Origin of the sequence: Kitasatospora sp. MBT63 (genome assembly GCF_000710465.2) — a bacterium.
GTDB lineage: Bacteria > Actinomycetota > Actinomycetes > Streptomycetales > Streptomycetaceae > Kitasatospora.
In genome coordinates this window covers 1-20,530 of the sequence record NZ_JAIZ01000112.1, presented here as the reverse complement: position 1 = coordinate 20,530, position 20,530 = coordinate 1, and the positions used below count along the sequence as shown (strand labels likewise).

At 70.7% G+C, this 20,530-nt stretch carries 13 protein-coding genes and 3 pseudogenes; 4 read left to right on the top strand and 12 right to left on the bottom strand.

Translation table 11 applies throughout. The features are described 5' to 3' along the window. Nucleotides 1-145 precede the first annotated feature (145 nt). Nucleotides 146-517 (top strand): HNH endonuclease, encoded by a 372-nt coding sequence (locus AA75_RS07465; protein WP_051811975.1) that lies wholly within the window; start codon nt 146-148, stop codon nt 515-517. A 1,060-nt stretch (nt 518-1,577) separates the two neighbouring features. Here the strand turns inward: AA75_RS07465 and AA75_RS07460 are convergent. Then, nucleotides 1,578-1,835: pseudogene (locus tag AA75_RS07460) on the bottom strand (tyrosine-type recombinase/integrase); the annotation flags it as partial. Between the two features lie 293 nt (nt 1,836-2,128). Between AA75_RS07460 and AA75_RS07455 the strand changes: the two are divergent. Both AA75_RS07455 and AA75_RS07450 read left to right on the top strand, forming a co-directional pair. Continuing rightward, nucleotides 2,129-4,369 carry an ATP-binding protein gene (locus AA75_RS07455; RefSeq protein ID WP_033819005.1) on the top strand — a complete coding sequence of 747 codons (2,241 nt, stop codon included), beginning with the start codon at nt 2,129-2,131 and terminating at the stop codon, nt 4,367-4,369. Continuing rightward, complete coding sequence (locus AA75_RS07450; protein WP_033819004.1) at nt 4,366-5,601, top strand: response regulator; 1,236 nt, start codon at nt 4,366-4,368, stop codon at nt 5,599-5,601. The genes AA75_RS07455 and AA75_RS07450 overlap by 4 nt, the downstream gene beginning before the upstream one ends. Before the next feature lie 443 nt (nt 5,602-6,044). Here the strand turns inward: AA75_RS07450 and AA75_RS07445 are convergent, their stop codons facing one another. The 7 genes and pseudogenes from AA75_RS07445 to AA75_RS07420 all read right to left on the bottom strand — a co-directional run bounded on the left by AA75_RS07445 (nt 6,045) and on the right by AA75_RS07420 (nt 14,637). Next, the gene (locus AA75_RS07445) at nt 6,045-6,542 is read right to left on the bottom strand and encodes a DUF4265 domain-containing protein (RefSeq protein WP_033819003.1); all 498 of its coding nucleotides are present in this window, start codon (nt 6,540-6,542) and stop codon (nt 6,045-6,047) included. Nucleotides 6,543-6,623: 81 nt separating this feature from the next. Then, complete coding sequence (gene istB / locus AA75_RS07440) at nt 6,624-7,388, bottom strand: IS21-like element helper ATPase IstB (protein ID WP_033819002.1); 765 nt, start codon at nt 7,386-7,388, stop codon at nt 6,624-6,626. Then, nucleotides 7,385-8,788: an IS21 family transposase gene (gene istA / locus AA75_RS07435; protein ID WP_233288952.1), complete on the bottom strand. Its 1,404-nt coding sequence runs from the start codon at nt 8,786-8,788 to the stop codon at nt 7,385-7,387. Before istA ends, istB begins: the two co-directional genes overlap by 4 nt. Nucleotides 8,789-9,672: 884 nt before the next feature. Next, a complete protein-coding gene (locus AA75_RS07430) occupies nt 9,673-11,268 on the bottom strand; it encodes a serine hydrolase (protein ID WP_055731232.1) in 1,596 nt (531 codons plus the stop codon). A gap of 352 nt (nt 11,269-11,620) precedes the next feature. Beyond that, nucleotides 11,621-12,610, bottom strand: a pseudogene (locus AA75_RS51685) (chitinase); the annotation flags it as partial. 180 nt (nt 12,611-12,790) lie between these two features. After that, nucleotides 12,791-13,336, bottom strand: a pseudogene (locus AA75_RS51680) (carbohydrate binding domain-containing protein); the annotation flags it as partial. Between the two features lie 269 nt (nt 13,337-13,605). Continuing rightward, nucleotides 13,606-14,637 (bottom strand): trans-acting enoyl reductase family protein, encoded by a 1,032-nt coding sequence (locus tag AA75_RS07420; RefSeq protein ID WP_033818999.1) that lies wholly within the window; start codon nt 14,635-14,637, stop codon nt 13,606-13,608. 104 nt (nt 14,638-14,741) lie between these two features. Here AA75_RS07420 and AA75_RS07415 point away from each other — a divergent pair, with 104 nt between their 5' ends. Next, entirely contained in the window at nt 14,742-15,734 is a 993-nt protein-coding gene (locus AA75_RS07415) for a helix-turn-helix domain-containing protein (protein WP_051811974.1), read from the top strand. Here the strand turns inward: AA75_RS07415 and AA75_RS07410 are convergent. From AA75_RS07410 to AA75_RS07395, 4 genes are all read right to left on the bottom strand, one after another. Beyond that, entirely contained in the window at nt 15,731-16,963 is a 1,233-nt protein-coding gene (locus AA75_RS07410; protein ID WP_033818998.1) for a serine hydrolase, read from the bottom strand. The genes AA75_RS07415 and AA75_RS07410 overlap by 4 nt on opposite strands. A 299-nt stretch (nt 16,964-17,262) precedes the next feature. After that, a complete protein-coding gene (locus tag AA75_RS07405; RefSeq protein WP_033818997.1) occupies nt 17,263-18,192 on the bottom strand; it encodes a hypothetical protein in 930 nt (309 codons plus the stop codon). Next, complete coding sequence (locus AA75_RS07400; protein ID WP_033818996.1) at nt 18,189-18,980, bottom strand: ParA family protein; 792 nt, start codon at nt 18,978-18,980, stop codon at nt 18,189-18,191. Before AA75_RS07400 ends, AA75_RS07405 begins: the two co-directional genes overlap by 4 nt. 247 nt (nt 18,981-19,227) lie before the next feature. Next, the coding region (locus AA75_RS07395) for a prephenate dehydrogenase (RefSeq protein WP_051811973.1) at nt 19,228-20,530 on the bottom strand (1,303 nt) is incomplete at its 5' end.

Genomic DNA, 20,530 nt, shown 5'->3' with positions numbered 1-20,530 from the left:
GGCATGAAACCCCTGTGTCCACACTCCAGGGGTCACCTCAGCCTTCCACGGAGACCAGAACGGCTCCTACGACGACCAGAACAACTCGCACCGGGGCGAGAAGGGCTTCCACGGGGACCGGACAATCAAGGGCGGCCACCGCACCGTGACCGTCCGCGCCAGGCTCGGCCAGCGCGCCTTCCGCCAGCGCCTGCTCGACACCCACGGCGACGACTGTGCCTTCACCGGACCCACGCCGCGCGCCGCCCTGGACGCCGCCCACCTCTACAGCTACGCGATCAACGGCGAACACCATGACGACGGCGGCCTGCTCCTGCGTCGGGACCTGCACCGCCTGTTCGACCTGGGTCTACTGGCCGTGAATCCCGAGGAGCTGACCATTGACGTGTCGGACCAGCTTGCCGCCTACCCGCTGTACGCGGATCTGCACGGCAAGCTGCTGACCGTTGCGCTGAGCCCGGGACATCGGACCTGGCTGGAGTCGCACTGGGCTGTGCACCGCACCGAGCTGCCGTGACAGCGGACGTGCAGGCTCCGACCAAGTCAGCTTGCGGTCGCTCGGTGGGCCTTTTGTGGACCAGTGACCAGGTGTCGCGGGCCACGACGTCGGTGAGGTGGCCGCCGTCGCCGAATGCGTTGCGAGCGGCCGTGCTGGCTACGGTGTCACTAGCCTTGGCGCGAGTGGCTGACCGCAGCGATCGGCCCTGCAGGGCCGGTAGGCACCTAGCCACTCTCGGTAGCAAAGGGTTAGCTTCCTCTACGTGACTGCAGACTGCGCGCATGGCTCGTTCAGCCGGGAGTACTACCTGGGCAGCCAGACCGGCGACTGGGTCTGTAACGATTGTCGGGAGGTCTTCAGCCCCGCGGAACGCCGGGCTGTCGAAGAGCTACCGCAGCAGTAGGCGAGAATGCGGGCTCTGCAGATGAGGAGTACGCCGGTCCTGGGAGTCCTTGAGTAAGCCGCTCAGAAGAGCGTAGGCACTTCGCTCTCGCTTCCGCCCACGCCCGGAAGCGCGTCCTGCCAGACGACGGCCTCGGACAGCGGCATCTGCAGCATGCTGCCCTCGCACAGGCTCAACGAACGCCGATCCCTCTTATGGTCATGGATGGTGCCGTAGCCGGTACGGCGAGTCGGTATCAACGCCACTGGTCGCCCGCAGCCCGGGCATTGGACTCTCGGAGCACGCATACACACAGACTGCCCCGCCGCACTGACAGCAGACCAGACTGGCCACTGCGAGGCCGGCAGTCTCCTGCTGGAATCCGGCCAGCATCAAGACGGCCGGGAACTCCTCGCCTGGGTGCACACCGCGACACAGCGCGCTGACAACAACGCCTGACACCAACGGCGGTGCAGCTCGTCTGACGCCGGATGGCGTCAACGAGGCACGTGGGGGCCGATTTCTAGCGCCGGTGAGCCGGTGACGAGGACGCGCACTTGGCCGAAAATCAAGGGCTTGCGCCTGGGGGCCAAGGGGGCGCAGGTTTAAATCCTGTCGTCCCGACAGTGATGTCGGAGCCCCGCTGACTGGACAAAAGTCCAGGCCAGCTGGGCTTTTGCCGTTTCTGTCGCGGGGTCAGCGAACGAGCCGCAGATGGCGGCCAGAGGTGTCCTGCGGGACCATGGCGGGACCAGGGGCCTGTCGAGGCCCGCTGAGGTGGGCGCTCAGTGCCTCGCCGGCCAGCTCGATCGCCCGGCGATCCGGGTGCAGATCCTGCTGCGTGGTCGTCAGCGATCCGTGCCCGGCGATCTTCCGTAGGACGTGCAGCGGCACGCCCGCATCGGCCATCCACGTGAGCCCGGTGTGGCGGAGGTCGTGGCGTCGCAGGTGCTCGAGTGGCGACATGGGGTGAAGTATTCGACCTGCTCCGCACTGGGGGGCCAGCCCGCCTGATCAACGCGGTTCGCGAGGTTGAAGCCACAGATCCGGACGGACTGCGGTGGCCGCGCTACAAGGCTGGCAACGACGCGGCAGTTGCCCACTGCCTGCTCTGAACTGGAGTCGCCTAGAGGGTGTGTACCCGCGGCCATTTGCGAGGGCTGCCCGCCTAACTGATGAGTAGTTAGTAGAATCTTGTCCGTCACTCACTGCAGAACATGGCTGACGGTCGACGAACGGGGGCATGGGTGGAGTCCGAGGAGGCGAAGGCGTATCTCCGGCCGCGGGCCCGACTCATGAGCACGCTCGGCGAAGAACTGATCAGCAACGAACGTGTCGCCCTCACCGAGCTGGTGAAGAACGCCTACGACGCGGACGCCAGCCTCGTCCTGATCCGCTTCAACCCTCCGCTTGAAGAAGGCAAGGGCTCGATCGAGGTCTGGGACAACGGGCATGGTATGTCGCCGGCCACCGTACGCGGCACGTGGATGGAGATCGCCACCCCGCACAGGCACCGGAACCCACGCAGTGAGTCAGGTGGGCGTCGTGTGCTGGGCGCCAAGGGCATCGGCAGGTTCGCTTCAGCCCGGCTTGGCCACGCTGTCACAATCACGACTCAGCGGGTCGATGAGCAGGAAGTCACCCTTCGCATCGACTGGGGGGACTTCACGGAGGGTGACGCGTACCTGGATGAGGTTCCGGTCTCTCTCTCCACGACCACTCCGACCGTCTTCGTAGACGGAGGCATAGCAGCCCAGACCTTTTCCGAGGTCCTCCGGGAATTTCAGACAGCGCCCGCTGCCCTCGTCGGCACGGCGCATGGCACAGTGGTCCGGCTTGAGAGGCTTCGCACGGCATGGGGAGCGAACGAGATTGAGGCGCTCAAGCGTTCCCTGTCCAGGCTCCTCCCCCCGCCGCCTCCCGCCGAGCTCTCTGTGCCGGATCAACCGGAGTTCTCGATCTACATCGACACTCCGCAGGGGCTGCTCCGCCGCCACAGCGGGTTCGTTGCACCGAGCGAGACACTGGCCCATCCCCGCTACCGCCTCACCGGCACCATGGATGCTGACGGGAACGCGCGGCTGGCCATTTACGCCGGCAGTGACGAACTGGTAGAGGTCGTCCAGGACAACCTCCGGAAGGACTCGAAGAGGCCCTCGTGCGGCCCTCTGAAACTGGACTTCCGAGTCTGGGACCTCGAGACGTCAGCCATCAAGCCACTCCTGGCACTCGACACTAGCGCGAGGAACACCAACGACGTACGGGAACTCATCCGGAACAACAGCGGTGTGGCCCTGTACCGGGACGGGTTCCGTGTGCAGCCGTTTGGAGAAGCAGGATTCGACTGGGTTGGTTTCGACCAGCGACGCATCAACAACCCGACGCTGCGTCTCTCCAACCGCCAAGTGGCGGGATTCGTCTACATCTCGGCTGATGACAACCCCGGCCTCTTGGACCGCTCGCACCGTGAAGGACTGATCGACACCCCGGAGTACGAGGAACTGAGGGCGGTCATACTCCAAGCAATTGCCAGGTTGGAGACGCAGCGCTACCGGCTGCGTCGGGAACCCACTGCTCCGACAGACCCCCCGCTCCTCACCGGGCCGTCCGAAGGCAGGGGCCACGGGCTCTTCCACAACTTCAACCTGGACCCGCTGCGACAGGTGGCTGCCGAGCGACACCCGGATGACATCATCCTCAGCCGCGCCATCGAGGAAGCTACAGAGACGATCAATGAAGGGGTGCGCAAAGTACAGGAGGTCATCGCCCAGTTCTCCCGTCTCGCGACCCTGGGAACCCTGGTCGATGTTGTCCTCCACGACGGACGTACCGCCCTTTCCCGCATCGGTGTGGGCCTCCGTCGTCTCGGCAAGATCACCACAAAGGTCGAGGCACACGATGTGGAGTTGTCAGCTGCGCTGGGCAAGCTGCAGACGGACTTCACCGCACAGGAGAGGGCTCTCGACCGGCTCTTCGCTCGGATTGAGCCCCTAAGCGGACGGAAACGGGGACGACCTCGCCGACTCTCTCTGCATCAGAGCATCTCCGAAGCCGTTGACGTGCTGGAGTCGGAGATCGCCAAGCATGGTGTAGACGTGAAGATCAACGGGGAGGACGTGATCGTCACCGCCGAGCCGGGCGACATCAGGACTCTTGTAGTCAACCTCGTGAGCAACGCCGTGTACTGGCTCTCCACCATGCCCAAGGGCACTCCCCGCGAGATCCTGATCCAGACGGAGCGCAATCACGAGGGCGAACTGGACGTGGTCGACATCACGGTCAGCGACAACGGCCCGGGGGTGCGCGAGGAGATCAAGGACCTGATCTTCGATACCTATTTCAGTGAAAAGCCGGATGGCGTCGGCCTCGGTCTCAGCATTGCAGGCAGCGTCGTGAAGGACTTCTACGACGGCTACCTGGGGCTGGTGAGCCCCGGCGCCCTCTCGGGTGCGAGTTTCCAAGCACGACTGCGAAGGAGAGTTGGGTGACGTCGACGGACGTTGCGTATCGGGTGCTCATAGTCGATGATGACGCCCAGATGATCGCGGACCTTCGCGAAGTTCTGTCCGAGGAACTCACAGACCTTGGGGAGATCCACTTCGAGTCCGTGCAGGACTTCGGCGCAGCCGAGCAGTACTTGGTAGACGAGGATTTCGACTTGGTCATCCTCGACGTCCGCGACGCCGGTGATGGCAGACCCTCCGCTGTCATCGAAGGACGCGGACACGAACTGTACGACGCCATCGCCGGTGCGCGGTGGTTGCCCGTTGTCTTCTTCACAGCTGTCCCTCAGCAGGTGCGTGACCTGGAGAAGCCTCCACTCATCCGTGTGGTGACCAAGAACGCCTGGGGCGAGATCGCCCCTGCAGTCCGGGACGGGCTGCTCTCGGGGGTGTCAGAGTTGAGGCGCCGCATCTCGGGACTCGTCGAGCGCAAGGTCCGCATTTTCCTTCGGGACGTCGTGGCCCCGCACTGGCACGAGATGGCGGGCGCTGATCCCCAGGAGATCACCCCGATCATCGTCAACCGCCTCGCGGCCGAGCTCAGGGAAAACGGCCCCAGCGAACTGGGTTATGCCGGGGACGGTGAAGCTGTCGCCGCTGCCGGCCAACCCTCTGCAGCCCGGGTCTATTTGAAGCCGTACGTGACCCACCACCTCACCACCACGGACCTAGTGGTCAGTCCCGAGGGCGCTTGGTGGATCGTCCTCACTCCCGCTTGCGACCTGTACGAAGACCGCCCGGACACCAACGTGGCGAGACCTCGTAAGGCCAAGGCGCAGTACGTTCGCTTGGCCAAGGCCGACCGCATCTTCACGGAGGACGGTGTGGGGTCCGAGTCGCCGGCGATCGCTGCATGGCTGGCCAGCTCGAAGAACAACAGCAACAAGGACCAGGCCAAACAGGTTTTTGGTGACAAGCAGAGCCGGTACCGCCCCCTTCCTGGCTACCTCGACATCCCGGACCTCTTGGTCGACTTTGAGAACGTGATATCCGTCCCGCTCACCGAGGTGCGAACCTGGCGACGAGTCGCAACCCTAGACAGCCCGTTCTCGGAGGCGATGCTCATCGCGTACAGCCGCTCGGTGGGGCGTATCGGAACCCCAGACCTCAGCTTCGACGACGTGAAGATGCGGCTGGAACTCGAGAAGCCGAAGGCTAAGCACCTGCCGGCGCAGGCTTCCACGCCAATTGCAAACGGTGAGATTGTGAAGGACTGAGCTGCGAGGCGTTCGGACATCGTGCGGGATCACCAGCGGAGGCCACAGCGGGTGCGGAAGCCCTGGCCCTCGTTGTGGTCTTGAAAGCCATCCTGCGACCACCAGGTCGCCGATACCCAACCTCCTCCCGCGCGGTGCTCGGAGAACCCTGGGAGAAGATCTTGGGAACAAGGGCCCTTCGGCGCAGCCAATACCGACGGAGACCAATGCTCTGACCAGGGTGAACGTCGATCGTTGCCCGTCGACTACTACGTCAGACCTCATTCGGGAGGAAGCTGTCGCCAGTTCAATAGGGCCTCTCGTCCATGCCAAGTGATCTTGGCCGGGGATGGACCCGCGGCGCAGGGGGGTTGTCGACGGTCAGCCAATTCCCCAGGTCAAACGCCAGAGAATTCCCCACCTTCTCGCGTCTGGCCGGTGATCTGAAGGCGTCCCGGAGGCGCTCAGTCGTCCTCCGAGCCTTCACTGGCTTCCCATGCGGCAGTGACACATCCTTCTTCCCAGTGCCACCAACCTTTCGCGTCGCCGTGTTCCAACAGCGCTCGGATCCGCTGGATGTCCGCTTCCGGCGGGATGTCCAGCGCGACCATCCCGAACTGCTCGATGCCCTCGCCGGTCGTGCCAAGCCGGTGGAAGGTCTCCAACACGGTCTGCCGAGCCGCCGCCGAGCCGCCGTCCTTCAGCACGATCAGCCGGATGGTGCAGTTCTCCGAGGCCTGAACGGTCTCCCCGGCCCAGCGCAGGCCTTCATCGTCGACGCTCACTCGGATGACATCGCCGCTCGCGACGCCGCGGACGAACCAGGGCGTGTTGTCGAGACGCACCGTTCCATCGCCCAGGTCCACTGCCCACAGGCTCTCGACGCTTGCCGGCGGCCAGCCGTCCTCGTCGACCTCCATCCGGAAGTGGACCTTCACATGGGCGTCGCTGATGTTCGTCACCGCGCCATCATCCACGTGGGCCGGCGGGGCCGGGACCGCGGGGCTGCGGGCAGCGGTCAGCTGAGCACTCTGTGACGTCGGTCAGAGAGCCGGAGGTTTCTCGGCGGGGTTCTTGGGGCGCTTGTTCGGGCGGTAGCTGGGGCCGTTCATGATGACCTGGTGGCTGGTGTTGATCAGCCGGTCCAGGAGCGACTCGGCGACGACGGGGTTGGGGAAGAGGGGATACCAGTCGCTGGGAGCCCGGTTGCTGGTGATGATCAGCGAGCGGCCCTGCCGCTCGGAGACCAGTTCGTAGAGGTCGTCGGCCTGAGCGGCACTCAGCTGCCGCATGGCGAAGTCGTCGAGGATGAGGACGTCGGGGCGGATCAGCTCGCGCATGCGCTTGTCCCAGGTGCGGTCCGCGTGGCCGCCGGCGAGCTCGGCCAGGACCCGGCTGGTCTTCGTGAAGCGGACGTTCGCGCCCTGGCGGACGGCGAGGTGGCCGAGGGCCTGGGCGACGTGTGCCTTGCCGACGCCCACCGGTCCGAACAAGATCACCGACTCGCCTGCATGGAGCCAGCGCAGGGCGGCCAGGTCGCGGATCTGGGCCGCGGGCAGCTTCGGGGAAGCAGCGAAGTCGAACTCCTCCAGAGTGACCTGCTGCTCGAACTTCGCCTTCTGCAAGCGCCGTTGGAAGGCGACCGTCTCGCGGCGGGTGATCTCGTCCTGGCAGAGAACCTGGAGGAAGTCCAGGTGGCCGAGTTCACCACCGTGGGCCTGGATCAGCCGCGCGTCAAGGGTCTCCAGCATCCCGGACAGGCGAAGGGCCTTCAGTGACTCGCGCAGGGCGGTGTCCATCACGCTCATCGAGCGGCCTCCTCGGCGTCAGCGTGGTCCGGGGTGCCCTCGGGCTCGCCCGAGATCTGGGAGGGGATGCTCGTGGCGAACAGGCCCTCGGGGCCGTGGAGGAAGGCCGCGGCCCCGGCGTCGCCGGTCTCCGGCTCGGGGTCGGTCTCGGTGCCGGCGATCAGGATGCCCTTGATGGTGCGGTAGGACGGGTCGCCGACCGCGATCGCCTTGCGGCAGGCGGCCTCCAGCCGCTGGTCGCCGTACTTCTTCCGCAGCCCGAGGATCCCCTGGGCGGCGCGGAGCCGGTAGAGCGCGTTGACCTCCAGCAGTTGGTCGATCACCTCGCGGCAGGCGTCGCCGACCTCGGAGGACTGGCTGCGGCACCAGATCGGCGTCTTCATCTGGAAGGCGATCTTCTCCGGCGGGTAGTCACCTCTGTCTGTGCGCTTGCCCTGGTCGAGGGCAGCGTGGGTCTTGACCAGTTCGCCCTCGTGGAAGACCTGGACCATGGTGGCGGTGGAGCGGACGTCGACCTTGCGGCCGATCAGCTTCCAGGGCACTGAGTAGAGGGTGCGGCCGACCTTGATGTGGATGTCGGGGCCGACTGCGGCGGTGGACCAGCGGGCCAGCACGAACGGCTTGTCCGGCATCGGCAGCAGGGCCTTGGCCTCCACTGCCTCGAACACCGACAGCGGACTCGCGCCGCCCAGCGGGCGGCACTGCCTGCGGCCGGCGGTGCCGGCCGACCACGTCAGGGCCTCGGCCTGCATCTGCTCGACGGAGGTGAACTCCCGCCCGCTCCAGAATGAGTCGCGGACATAGGGCATCGGTCGCTCGACCCGCGGCTTGTCCTTCGGCTTCGCTGCCCGGGCCGGGTCGACCAGGGCGCCGTAGTAGGTCGCGAGCTCGGCATACGACTTGTTGATCTTCGGATCGTAGAGGTCCGGCCGGTCCACCGCCGTCCGCAGGTTGTCCGGCACCAACCGCCGCGGGACACCGCCGAAGAACCGGAACGCTTCGACATGGGCCTGGGTCCAGGCGTTCTGGTCCATGTGAACCACCGGGCGGACGAACATGTGCCGCGAGCAGGGCAGCACCATCACGAACGCCCAGATCCGGTGCCGCTTGCCGGTCGACGGGTTGATCCACTGCCCCAGGAAGCCGTAGTCGATCTGGGCCTCCGAGCCCGGTTCGACATCGTCCCGCAGCACCGTCACCTTCGACCGGGCCGACTCGTCCGGGAGGTTCTCGGTCACCCACCGGCGGAACGTCGACAGCGATACCGCCAACTTCCCCTCATCTCTGAGGCGTTGATGGATCGTGGTCACCGTTGTCGTCTCCAGCAGCCCCTTGACCAGGTCGCGGTGCGGCTCGATCTCCGCCCACGTGACCTGGTTCAGCCGGCGCCGGGCCAGCAAACCGGGATGCGTACTGCGCCGAGCCGGTCGCGACTGCGACCGCAGGTCCTGGCCACCCCTCCTGTTCGGCCCTCCGCCATCGTGCCCATCGCCCGGCCCACCCGGCGGCCGGACCGGCCGGCGTGGACGCGGCGACAGTGTCGACACCCAGCAGCCGCGTTCGTAGGACGGCCGCCCTGATTCCGGGGTCGGGTTCGTCGATCACGGCAGGACCCGCAGCATCCCAGGCCCGGGATATCGCGTCGTCCCGCCTCTCGGTCGCGGCCGTCACCGCCGCCGGGCGGGCCAGCGCGTGGAGCATCGGGTCCGCCGCCAGTGGTCCGAGGTCACCCGCACGGGAAGCCGCTGTCCAGAGGTCCGAGAGCAGTTCTTCGTCGGCTGCGCGCAGGTCGAGCGAGCCGTCGGAGCTGCGGGGCACCCGGGCGATCAGATCCACCGAACGGTCCAGGGCCGGGACCGGCGCCGACGCGGGCCCAAGGGCCGAACCCGGCACGGCATAGGCGTCCGGATCCGCGCCGACCTCGGCGCACCAAGCGGTGAAGCGCGCCCGGTCCGTCCACTGCGGGTGATCCAGGTTCAGCACGGCGGGTTCTGCCACCGCAGCGAACGAGCCTGTCGTAGGGCTGCCGGCGGACGACGTTTCCACGACCAGCCGGACATGCGGAAACTCCAGCATCCGGTCGAGCAGTTCGGACACCAGCAGGCCCGGATCGGCCGCCAGGTCCAGCTCCGGAACGCAGATGACGGTACGCCTGTCGTCGGCGGTCCTGGACGCACCGTACGGGCGAGCCCCGGGTGATGCGCAGCCAAGGCACGGACGCGCTGCGGCACGACGCGGCGCTACCCGGCACGACGTGGCGCGCCCGGGGCCTGGCGCCGGGCGGCTATCCGGCGGGGGTCGCCGGACCGACGGTGCGGCGGACGGTCTCGAGGCCGACCACCTCGATGCGGGGGGTGTCGTCGACGTCGCGGCCGAGCCGGACCGGGTTGCCGACCAGCGGACCGCCGGTCATCACGTAGCTGCCGTCGTCCAGGACACCGAGCGGCATGGTGCGCGGGCCGAGGCGCAGCGACAGGTCGGGGCCGCTGCGGGTGAGCCGGTAGCCGCCCTCGTAGTGGCCCAGGTAGGGCGCGGTGGCGCCCGGGTCGGTCGGGAAGGTGCGGCTCCCGAGGGCGCGTAGGGCCTCCAGGGCGTCCAGGTAAGCGGTGTGGACCTTGGCGGTGACGCCCTTGTTGAGGCCGAACCGCTCGCCGAGCAGCAGGTTGAGCACGTAGAGGTAGAAGAACAGCCCGGTCGGGGCCGGGTTCATCCCGTTCAGCACGACCAGCCCGAGGTCGTGCTCGGGCAGGAAGCCGATGTACGAGGCGAAGCCGTCGATTCCGCCGTTGTGCCAGATCAGCGACGTGCCGTCGCAGAACCGGTTGCTGATCCACCCCATCCCGTAGCCGGACGCCGTGACGTCCGGATCGAGGTCGGGCGAGACGGGGACCGGGATGTGCGGCTTCCAGCACTCGGCGAGGTTCTCCGCCGACACCACCCGGCGGCCGTCGGCGGAGACACCGCGCCGCAGTTGCAGCCGGACGTAGGCGCCCATGTCGTCGAGCGAGGCGAGGGTGCCGCCCGCCGGGGCGTAGCTGCCGACCGGCCCGTAGGCGAGCGGCCGGTTGGCGCCGGTGAGGTCGGGGCCGTAGCCGCGCATGAAGTCGGTGACCAGGCCGCGCGGGTCGTCCGCGATTCGCGCGCCGGCCATGCCGGTCGGACCGTACACCCGGCTGCGCATCTCGTCGGCGAAGGTTCCGGTCAGGAGGTCGGCGGAGACGCCGTCGGCGAGCAGCGGGAGGTAGCCGCCGGCCGAGTACACGGTGTTGTTGTAGTGGAACTCGGTGTTCGGCGGCGCCACCACCGGGAGGGTGGCCACGGAGCGGAGCAGCTGCGGGGCGGTCGGGTCGCCCTCGTGGAGGCCGGACAGGGCGGGCGGCTCGTCGATGCCGGTGGCCATCCCCAGCAGGTCGCGGACGCGCAGGGAACGGGTCAGTTCATCGGTGGGAGCCCGGAAACCGGGCCAGGCCTCGACCGCCCGCTGGTCCCAGGCCAGCTGCCTGCGGTCGACGTAGGCCGCGGCGAGCAGCGAGGTCATCGACTTGGTGGTGGAGGCGACCAGGAACCGGGTCGACGGTGTGACCGGCGTACGGCTCTCCGCGTCGCGTACGCCGAGCGGGAGGGTGAGCAGGACCCGGTCCGCGCTGACCACGGCCACCGCGGCGCCGACCAGTTCCATGGCGGCGAACTCCGCGCGCACCTGGGCGGCGAAGGCGTCCCATCCGTCCGCCGCTGCTGTCCCGTCGGACGCGTCCGCGGCCCGCGCCGGGGACGGCGCGGCTCCCAGCCCGGCGCCCAATCCGGCTGCTGCCAGTCCCTTGAGCAGCGTCCTGCGCGTCGAGGTGGTCGACGAGACAGCGGTCGCGGCGTCGAGCCCCACCGGCGTTCCCCTCACTTCACTGCTTCGGGCGGGAGCCGCCGGGGCACCCGGCGGTCACCCACTGCTGCCTGAACCGTGCGGCCGGCCACCCTCCGGGCAGGCCGAGGGCCGCCCCGACAAGCTATCCAGGCCCGTGCGGCGGGCCGCCGGACACTCCGTCGGCCGGGCGTGACGTCATCCGATCAGCGGCACCGGATCGTGGTCCGGGGCGGTGGGGCACGGCAGTACGGCACGGGGTGGCTCTCGGTGGTCGGCGGATCGGGGCCGGGTGGGGCCCGGGAGTAGGTGGCTCTCCCGGGCCCCGCCTTGCCGAGGTTCCCGGGCCCGCCCCGGGTCCGCGCTCAGCCGGGCGTCAACGTCCTTGCAGGGACTTGACGTTGTCGCCGAAGGTCCAGCCCTTGGAGCCGTCCCAGTTGACCGACCAGGTCATCAGCCCCTTGAGCGAACCGCCGAAGGCGTTCCAGGACTGGCCGACCAGGCTCGGCGTCATGTAGCCGCCGCCCGCGCCGGGCTGGGCCGGCAGGCCGGGCACCTGCTTGTCGTACGGCACCTTGACGGTGGTGCCCTGGACGACCAGGCCGTTGTTGAGGCAGGTGGTCTGGGCGGTGAAGCCCTGGACGGTGCCGGCCTGATAGGAGTCGCCGGAGCAGCCGTACATGCTGCCGTTGTAGTACTGCATGTTGAGCCACCACAGGCGCCCGTTGTCGGCGTACTTCTTGATGATCGGGAGGTAGGAGCCCCAGATCGACCCGTAGGTGACGCTTCCCCCGGTGACGTAGGCGGTCTCGGGGGCCATGGTGAGGCCGAAGCCGGCCGGCATCTGGGCCAGGACGCCGTCGATGATGCGGATCAGGTTGGACTGGGAGGCGGAGAGCGTGTTGATGTTGCCGCTCCCGGACAGGCCGGTCTCGATGTCGATGTCGATCCCGTCGAAGTTGTACTTCTTGAGGATCGGGACGACGGTCGCCACGAACTTGTCGGCGACGGTGCTGGAGCTGAGGTCGATGCCGGCGGCGGCGCCGCCGATCGACATCAGGAGCGTCGCCCCGGCCGCCTTGGCCTGGCACATCTCGGCGGGGGTCGAGACCTTGACGCCCGCGTCCATCCCGTCCTGCCACAGCACGGTGCCGTCGGAGAGGATCACCGGGAAGGCGGCGTTGATGACGTTGTAGCCGTGGGCGGCGATCCGGCTGTCGGTGATGGGGACCCAGCCCATGCCGGGGTGGACGCCGTTGGCGGCGCCGTCCCAGTTCTCCCAGTAGCCCTGCAGCACCTTGCCCGACGGCTTGGGCTTGGTCGCGCAGGTGTCGCCCGGCGAGGTCGGGCTGGTGGACGACGTGGGGCTGCTCGAAGGGCTGGTGGACGGGCTGCTGGAAGGCGTGGGGCTGCTGGACGGGCTGGCGGTGGGCGAGGGGCTGGTGGAGGAGGTCGGGCTGGTCGACGGGCTGGGGCTGCTGCCGCCGGGGCCGGTGAGCGACACGTCGTCCGCGTAGTAGGCCGGCTGTCCGTACCAGCCGTGCAGGTAGACGGTCACCGAGGTGGTGGTCGACCCGGTGGTGAAGGCGACGCTGAGCTGGCCGTACGACGCGTTGTTCGGCGTCCAGGTGGACGGGGCGGTGGTGAGGCCGGTGCCGGTGGCGCCCAGGTAGACGTAGCTGCCCTGGACGTAGGCGCTCAGCGTGTACTGGGAGTTGGGCTGGACGCTGATGGTCTGGCTGCACTGGGCGTTGTCCTGGCCGCTCGGCGTCGCCTTGAGGGCGGAGGCGCCGGAGTGGACCGGACTGCTGACCGCCACCCCGGAGCCGCCGGAGCAGCTCCAGGCGGAGAGCCCGCTCTCGAATCCCGCGTTGGCCACCAGGTTGGGGGTGGCGGCGCCCGCCGTGACGGTGCCGGCCACAGCGAGGCCGGCTCCGATGACGGCTGCGGCGCTCACCCCGGCGAGTGAGCGTCGCAGGGCGGTCGGTCCGTGCTGGGGGTGGGCGGCTCGCGGCGGCGGGCCGCCGGCCCGCTCACTGCCGGGGCGGATGCCGCCCGATGGACGTGGGGTACGCGACCTTCGACGGAACATGTTGCGCTCCCTTCCCGCCGAGCGTGCGTCATGGACATGACCAACGCGTGGGGGCGTGGCGCCCGGCTCTGGGTGAGGTGGGGACATGTGGGGCTGTGCCGATCCGGATCGTAGGAGCGGTGGCAGTGCCCGTCAATAGGTCTGGACCAATTGTGGCGGGGTGCGGCCCGGGCCCGCGCGCCAACGCTCATGACGGGGCGTCGGCCCGGCCGTCCCGGCGGCGTACGGGCGTCGAGGGCCGCCGGTGGAGTCCGGCGGGTGGCGGTCCGTCACGCGTGCAGGTCGAGGGAGAGGTGCGCGGAGAGCGACCGGAGGAAGTCGGGTGCGTCGAAGATCTCGCCCGCGGAGGCGACACCGGCCGTCCTGGTCCGTCCCGTGAGGATGCGCTCGACCGCCTCCACCGCCAGCGGGGCGGTGACGGCGTAGATGTCCTGACCCGTCGCCACGGCTCGACGCTCGGCGCCGCCGGAGCGGACCACGACGTCGACCAGGAAGGTCTGGGCCGACCGTCCGTCCCGGTCCACCGGGGTCGGCGCCGGGGTGTCCGGTGCCGACAGCTCCCGCACCGCCTCCACCGTCATGTAGCTGTGCACCTCGGGGACCGACAGGTGGCGAGGGACGGTGACGGCGTCGGCCATCGTGAACTCCCCGACGACGGCCCGGAGGCCCATCGGGTCGGGAAAGGCCCACTCCAGGGTGGGCGGGGCGTCGTCGCGGTACTCCAGCCGCCCGTCGGCGAAACGGACCCGGCGGCCGCCCCGCCGCTCCCGGGAGACCCGGCCCGCGGCGCGCGTCCCCTCCGTGGGGTGCCAGCCGTTCAGCCCGTACGCGATGTGCACCTCGTCGGCCGCCGTCCAATCGCCCATCGCGGTGGTGGCCAGCAGGTCGCCGAGTCCGCCGTAGAAGGCCATCGCGGGCACGACGACCGCCCCGGCGGCCCGGGCGCGGTCCGAGAATCGCGCGAACGTGTCGACGTTGGCCTCGATCTCGGCCGCCACGTCGACGTACGGGATCCCGGCCCGCAGCGCCGCCTCGATCACGGGTGCGGCCGTCGTGGCGAAGGGCCCGGCACAGTTGATGACCGCCGCCGTCCCGGCCAGGGCGCGGTCCAGCGAGGCCGGGTCGTCGACCGACGCGGGCCGCGGCTCGCTGCCGGGATGGGACGCCGCCAGCGCTTCCAGCCTGCCGGGGTCGCGCCCGGCGAGCACCGGGAGGAACCCGCGCTCCCGTAGCCGCGCCACCACGAACCGTCCGGTATGTCCGTACGCCCCGAACACCGCCACCGTCCTGGCCTGTCCCATGAGACCCTCCCTCTCGTGCCGGATCGATCCGGTGCGGCCAATTCTGGTGGGACGGACGCTCCGCCGTGAGTGTCCGGAACGCCATGGCCCGTACAGTTCCGGACATGGGTACTGTCGCACTGGCCGTCACCGACGGGATGCTGCACTTCGAACTGTCCGTGGCCTACGAGGTCTTCGGCTCCGCCCCGGCGGCGGTGGCGGGCCCCTGGTACGACGTCGCCGTCTGCGGGTCCGACGCCGTGCGGGTCGGCCGGTTCCGGGTCGAGCCCGACGGCGGGCTCGACCGGCTCCGGCGCGCCGACACCGTGATCGTCCCCGCGCTGGCCGACGTCGACGAGGAGCCGCCGGCCGACCTGGTCGACGCGGTGCGCGCGGCCCACGAGGCAGGCGCACGGGTGGCCTCCCTGTGCACGGGCGCGTTCGTGCTGGCTGCGGCCGGCCTGCTGGACGGGAAGCGCGCGACCACCCACTGGGCGCACACCGAGGCCCTGGCCGACCGCTACCCCCGGGTCGAGGTGGACCCGGACGTGCTCTACGTCGACAACGGCAGCGTGCTCACCTCCGCGGGCAAGGCGGCCGCGATGGACCTGTGCCTGCACCTGGTCCGGCTCGACCACGGTTCGTCGATGGCCAACGTGGTCGCCCGCCGCCTGGTCGTGCCCCCGCACCGGGCCGGCGGGCAGGCCCAGTTCGTCACCACGCCGGTACCGGCCCGGACCGGCCACCCGCTCTCCGCGCTGCTCCCCTGGGTGATGGAACGGCTCGACGAGCCGCTGACCGTCGAGGACCTGGCCCGCCGGGCGGGGATGAGCCCGCGCAACCTGGGCCGGCAGTTCCGGGCGGTGACCGGCACCACGCCCCTGCAGTGGCTGCTGACCCAGCGGATCCGCCACGCCCAGGAGTTGCTGGAGAACTCCGACGACACCGTCGACGCCATCGCGGCGGCCACCGGCATGGGCACCGCCACGACGCTGCGCCGGCACTTCAACCGGACGGTCGGCGTGCCGCCGGACACCTACCGGCGCACCTTCCGTGCGGGGACGGGTGCAGGGACCCGCCCCCGCACGGGGATCGGCACGGGGATCGGCACGGCCTAGCGGGGCGGGACCGGGCGGTCGTAGACGTTGTCCGGGGTCACGATCTCGGTGAGCGCCCGGGCCAGCGGCGAACTCGGCTCCTGGCCGCCGGAGCTGATGTCGGTGTTGAGCAGGAGGACCATGGTGGCCCGCTGGGCGGGCAGGTACACGGTGACGCTCTCGTAGCCCGGGATGGAACCGTTGTGCCCGATCCAGCCGCCCGTCTCGAAGATGCCGAGGCCGTAGCAGGTCCCGGGGAAGCCGGTCGGCAGCATGGTGAGCCGTTCCGCCTGGGTCCGCGGGCTGAGCAGCGTGCCGGTGGCGACGGTCTCGGCCCAACGGCGCAGGTCGTGCAGGTTCGAGATCATCGCTCCGGCGGCCCAGGCCCAACTGGGGTTCCAGCCGGTGGAGTCGGCGACCGCCCCGCTCGGCGTCTGGTCGGTGTAGCCGTGGGCGTGCGGCTGCGGGAACTCGGTCCCGCTCGGGAGCAGCGTGTGGCGCAGGCGGGCCGGGCGGAGCACCCGCCGGTCGATGAAGTCGGCCAGACGCAGGCCGCTGACCTTCTCGATCACCAGGCCGAGCAGCACGAGGTTGCTGTTGCAGTACTGGAAGGTCTCGCCCGGCGCGAAGGTGTTCGCGTGCTTGAAGCCGTACGCGAGCGTCTCCTGCGGGGTGAACGAGCGCGCCGGGTCGTTCTCCAGCGCCTGGATGAAGTCCGGGTCGGAGGTGAACGGGAACAGGCCGCTGCGCATCCCGGAGAGCTGACGGAGCGTGATCCGTTCACCGTCGGGCACCCCGTCGACATAGGCACAGATCGGGTCGTCCAGGCCGATCCGGTGCTCGTCGACGAGTTGGAGCAGCGCGGTGACCGTGAAGGTCTTGGTCTCGCTGCCGATCCGGCTGAAGACGCCGGTGGTCATCGGGGTACCGGTCGCGGTGTCGGCGACCCCGGACGCGCGGACGTAGCTGCCCCGCTCCGGGAACCACAGCCCGACCACGGCACCGGGGATGCCGGCCTGTCGGCGGGTGTCCTCGACGGCCCGGTCCAGCCGCGCGGTCAGTTCGGGACCGAATCCGTCCGCCGGGCCTTCGTCCGAGGACCGGCCGGCCGCGTCGGGCACTGCGGCCGTGTCGGGTGCTGCGGTTGTGTCGGGCTCCGCGGCCGTGGCGGGGGCCGCTGCCACGGGGGACAGCACGGACGCCGCGAACAGCGCTTTGGTGAACAGGCGGCGGGAGGGGGAACGGCTCACGTCGGCGCTTCCTTCGGGTCGGGGACTCGGGTGCCAACGTCACCACCCGGTCCCCGGGCCGTGATCCCGGTCCGGTGCGGGATCCGGCGAGTCCACCCGTTCGGAGGCACCACGGTCCCTGGGTCCTGCCCCGGCTCCGGCCCGTCCTCCCGGTACCGCCCGCCGGCGGGTGGCGGCGGGTGGCGGCGGGTGGTGTGGCCGGTGGTGGCCGGTGCCGTCGGCCGGCGGCGTTCGTCGGGGAGGCGCCCGGGGTCCGACGGCCGAGCGGCCGGGTCACGGACGACCCGGCCGCGGGGCCGTTACGGGTGGACCGGCTGGCGCTCCACCAGGTCCGTCCCGACCAGCGCCGCCGCTCGGCGAAGCTGCCGGCGCAGGTCCGCGACGGCTGCCCGGGTCTCGTCGGGGAACCCGCGGGCGGCGGTCGCGGGCAGGGAGCCCGGCAGATCGCGCAGGGCGGCCCGCAGGACGCCGGCCAGCCGCTCGAGGTCGCCGAGCGCGAGCCGGCTGTCCTCCAGGTCCGGTGCCGGTGCGGGCCGGTCCGACGGCTCGCCGGGTGCCCACTCGCCGACGGTCACGGGGGCGTAGCCCAGTTCGGTACGGGCGGCGGTCAGCGCCTTGGCGGTCGGCCTGGCGCCGTCGGCCAGCGCCTTCTCCACCACCTCCCGGACCTGCGCGGGGCCGTACTCGCGCAGGACCGGGACCAGCACCCGCGCCTGGGACTCGCGGAGCACGAGGTTGCCAAAAGCCGGATTTGGCAACAGCGCGGCCTGGACCGGGATCATCTCCAGCAGGCGGTGCGCATAGGACCGGGACAGGCCCCAGCGCTCGCCGAGGTACTCCTCCCAGGTGCTGTGGGTGGAGCGGTAGAGCTTCCGGTCGTGGATCTCCCACAGGGCGGGTCCGGCCTGCTGGGCGAACCGGGTGTGGGCCGTCTGCTTGTCCGCCTCGAACTGCGCCTCGGCCTGTCGGACGGCCTCCATGCCTTCGGCCTGGGCGGCGGCCACCCGGGCCTCCAGCTCGGCGAGCGTGCACTCACCGAGGCCGTCCGGCCGGAGGGTGGCCCCGGCGGACCCCGCCGGGCCGGTCGGTCCCGCCGGGCCGGGGGAACCGGTGGCAGCGGCGGGGACGGCTGCCCGGCGGCTGCCCGGGCGGTTGCCGATCAGCAGGGTCTCCGGGCCGGTCAGGGCCGCGCTGCCGTCGGGACGCTGAAGGCGCGGGCGCTCGCTCATGCGGCGGCCTCCTGGAGGTCCTTGACCCGGGTGGCGAGCTTGGCGAAGTCGTCCGCGACCTCGCGGGCGGGCTGGCTGCGCAGCGAACGGAGCGGCGCCACCGAGTCGGCGGCGGCCTTGACCACGGCCCGTTCCCTGATGTGCGGGGCCCAGACCAGGCCGGGGAAGCAGCTGTCCAGGCCGTCGATCTGGAAGTCGTGGACGCCGAGGCCGGTCCGGACCCGGGAGGGGACGACGCCCGCCACCCTGAGCCGGGGGTTGCTGAGGTCGTCGGCGTGGTCGCGGACGAAGTTCAGCACCCGTACGGCGCCCTCGATCCCGTCGAACTCCGGCTCCGCCACGATCAGCACCACGTCGGCTGCGACCATCGCGAGCTGGGTCAGGTGCCCGAGCGAGGGCGGGCAGTCGAGGAGGGTGATCCGGCGGTCGTCGCAGCCGGCCAGCGCCCGGCGGAGCCGCTTGACGGCGCCGACCGTACCGGCCTCGGAGATCCGGTTCTCCAGCTCGAACCGGGCCGGCAGTACGCGGATCCGGCTGCCGTAGATCCCGCCCCAGCCGCAGGGGACGTAGGCGTCCCGGGCGGCGCCCAGGGCGTCGCACTTGATCGCCTCACTGATCGTCATCTGGTCGGCGTCCGGCCGGGCGCCCAGCCGGCGGGAGGAGTTCCCCTGCGGGTCGACGTCGGCCACGTCCACCTCGTCGCCGCCCTCGGCGAGCGCGGCGGCGAGGTTCACCACCATCGCCGACTTTCCCGAACCGCCCTTGTTCTGACACACCGCAATCCGCATCCGCACTCCCTCTGTGCCGCTCCGGCCGCCCTGACGTGGGCCGTGCTCGCAGAGTAACTATCCGATCACCCAACAGGGCCGACGGCTGCTCGGCCCCGGTGAGGAACACCCGGACGGCGGTGGGGCGGCGGCGGCCGGGTGCGGGCTCGGGCTCGGGTGCGGGCTCGGGTGCGGGAGCGGGAACCGCTGTGCGGGCGGCTCGGCCGCGGTGGGTACGGGGCCCGGCACAGCGGGTCGAGCGCGGTGTTCACGACCGGCCCGCGCCATCGCCGGACGGCTGCGGGGGGCGGGGGCCGGTGAGGGTGGTCCAGCCGCCCTCGCGCAGCCGGTCGGTGAGGTGCAGGGCGGTCGCGGCGGGCACGGTCAGCCGCACGGCGGCGCCGGGTCCGGCGGACAGGTGGGCGAGCCGGACGTCGTCGATGTTGACGCCGGCCGCGGCGACGTCGGAGAACAGCCGGCCCAGTTCGCCCGGCCGGTCGCTCACCACCACGCCCAGGGTGGCCGCCCGGCCGGTCGCGGCGGGCGGCGGGATCCGGGCGCGGCCGGCGGCGCCGGTTGCCAGCAGCTGCCGCAGGTCGGTGGCGGCCGCCCGCCGGGCCTCGTCGCGGGCGCGGTCGGACGCCGGGCCGGCCCTGGTCCCGGCTCCGGTCGAGGTCCCGGTCCCGGCTCCGGTTCCGGCGGCCAGGGTGCGCAGTGCGGTGATGCCGACCCGCAGCCGGTCACCGATCCGCTCCAGGACGTCGGCGACCGCCTCGGCGTTGGCGGTGAGCAGTTCCGCCGACCGGGCGGTGTCCCCTTCGGCGCCGCCGGTGGCCGGGTACGCGGGCTGCGTGGACAGCCGCAGCGCGAACTCCTGATCCGGGGTCAGCTGGCCCGCCGCCAGCGCGGCGAGCAGCAGCGGGGCGTGCGAGACCAGGGCGACGGCCCGGTCGTGTTCGGCGGCGTCCGCGATCACCGGGGTGGCGCCGCACAGGGCGACCAGTTCCAGGGCGCGGTTGAGGACGGCGTCCTCGGTCGCGCCGGTCGGGGTGATCACCCACGGGTGCCGGCGGAACAGGTCGGCGCGGGCGGCCAGCGGTCCGGCACGGCCCTCGCCCGCCATCGGGTGGCCGCCGATGTAGCTGGAGAGGTCGCAGCCGAGGGCCAGCGCCTGCTGCCGGGGCAGCAGTTTGACGGCTCCCACGTCGGTGTACGCGCGGGCCGTGCCGTCCTTCTGCAGCGCCGCCAGCACTCCGGCGACCCGGTCCGGCGGGACGGCCACCACGGCGATGTCCACGCCGTCCGCCGCGGGCGGCCGGCCCCGGCCCGGTGGTGGCCCGGGGCGTCCGGCGCCGAGTGCGGTCGCGGCCCGCAGCGCGGCCGGGTCGGTGTCGAAGAGGTGGACGTCGACCCCCTGGGCGCGCAGTGCGAGGCCCACCGAGGTGCCGATCAGGCCGGTGCCGACGACCAGGGCGGTTCGCATCACAGCCACCTTCCGGGGCGGGGTCTCGGGTGTGCCGCAGGCGGTGCGGGCGGCGCGGGCGGCGCCGGTGCGGCCGGTGCGGGCTGCG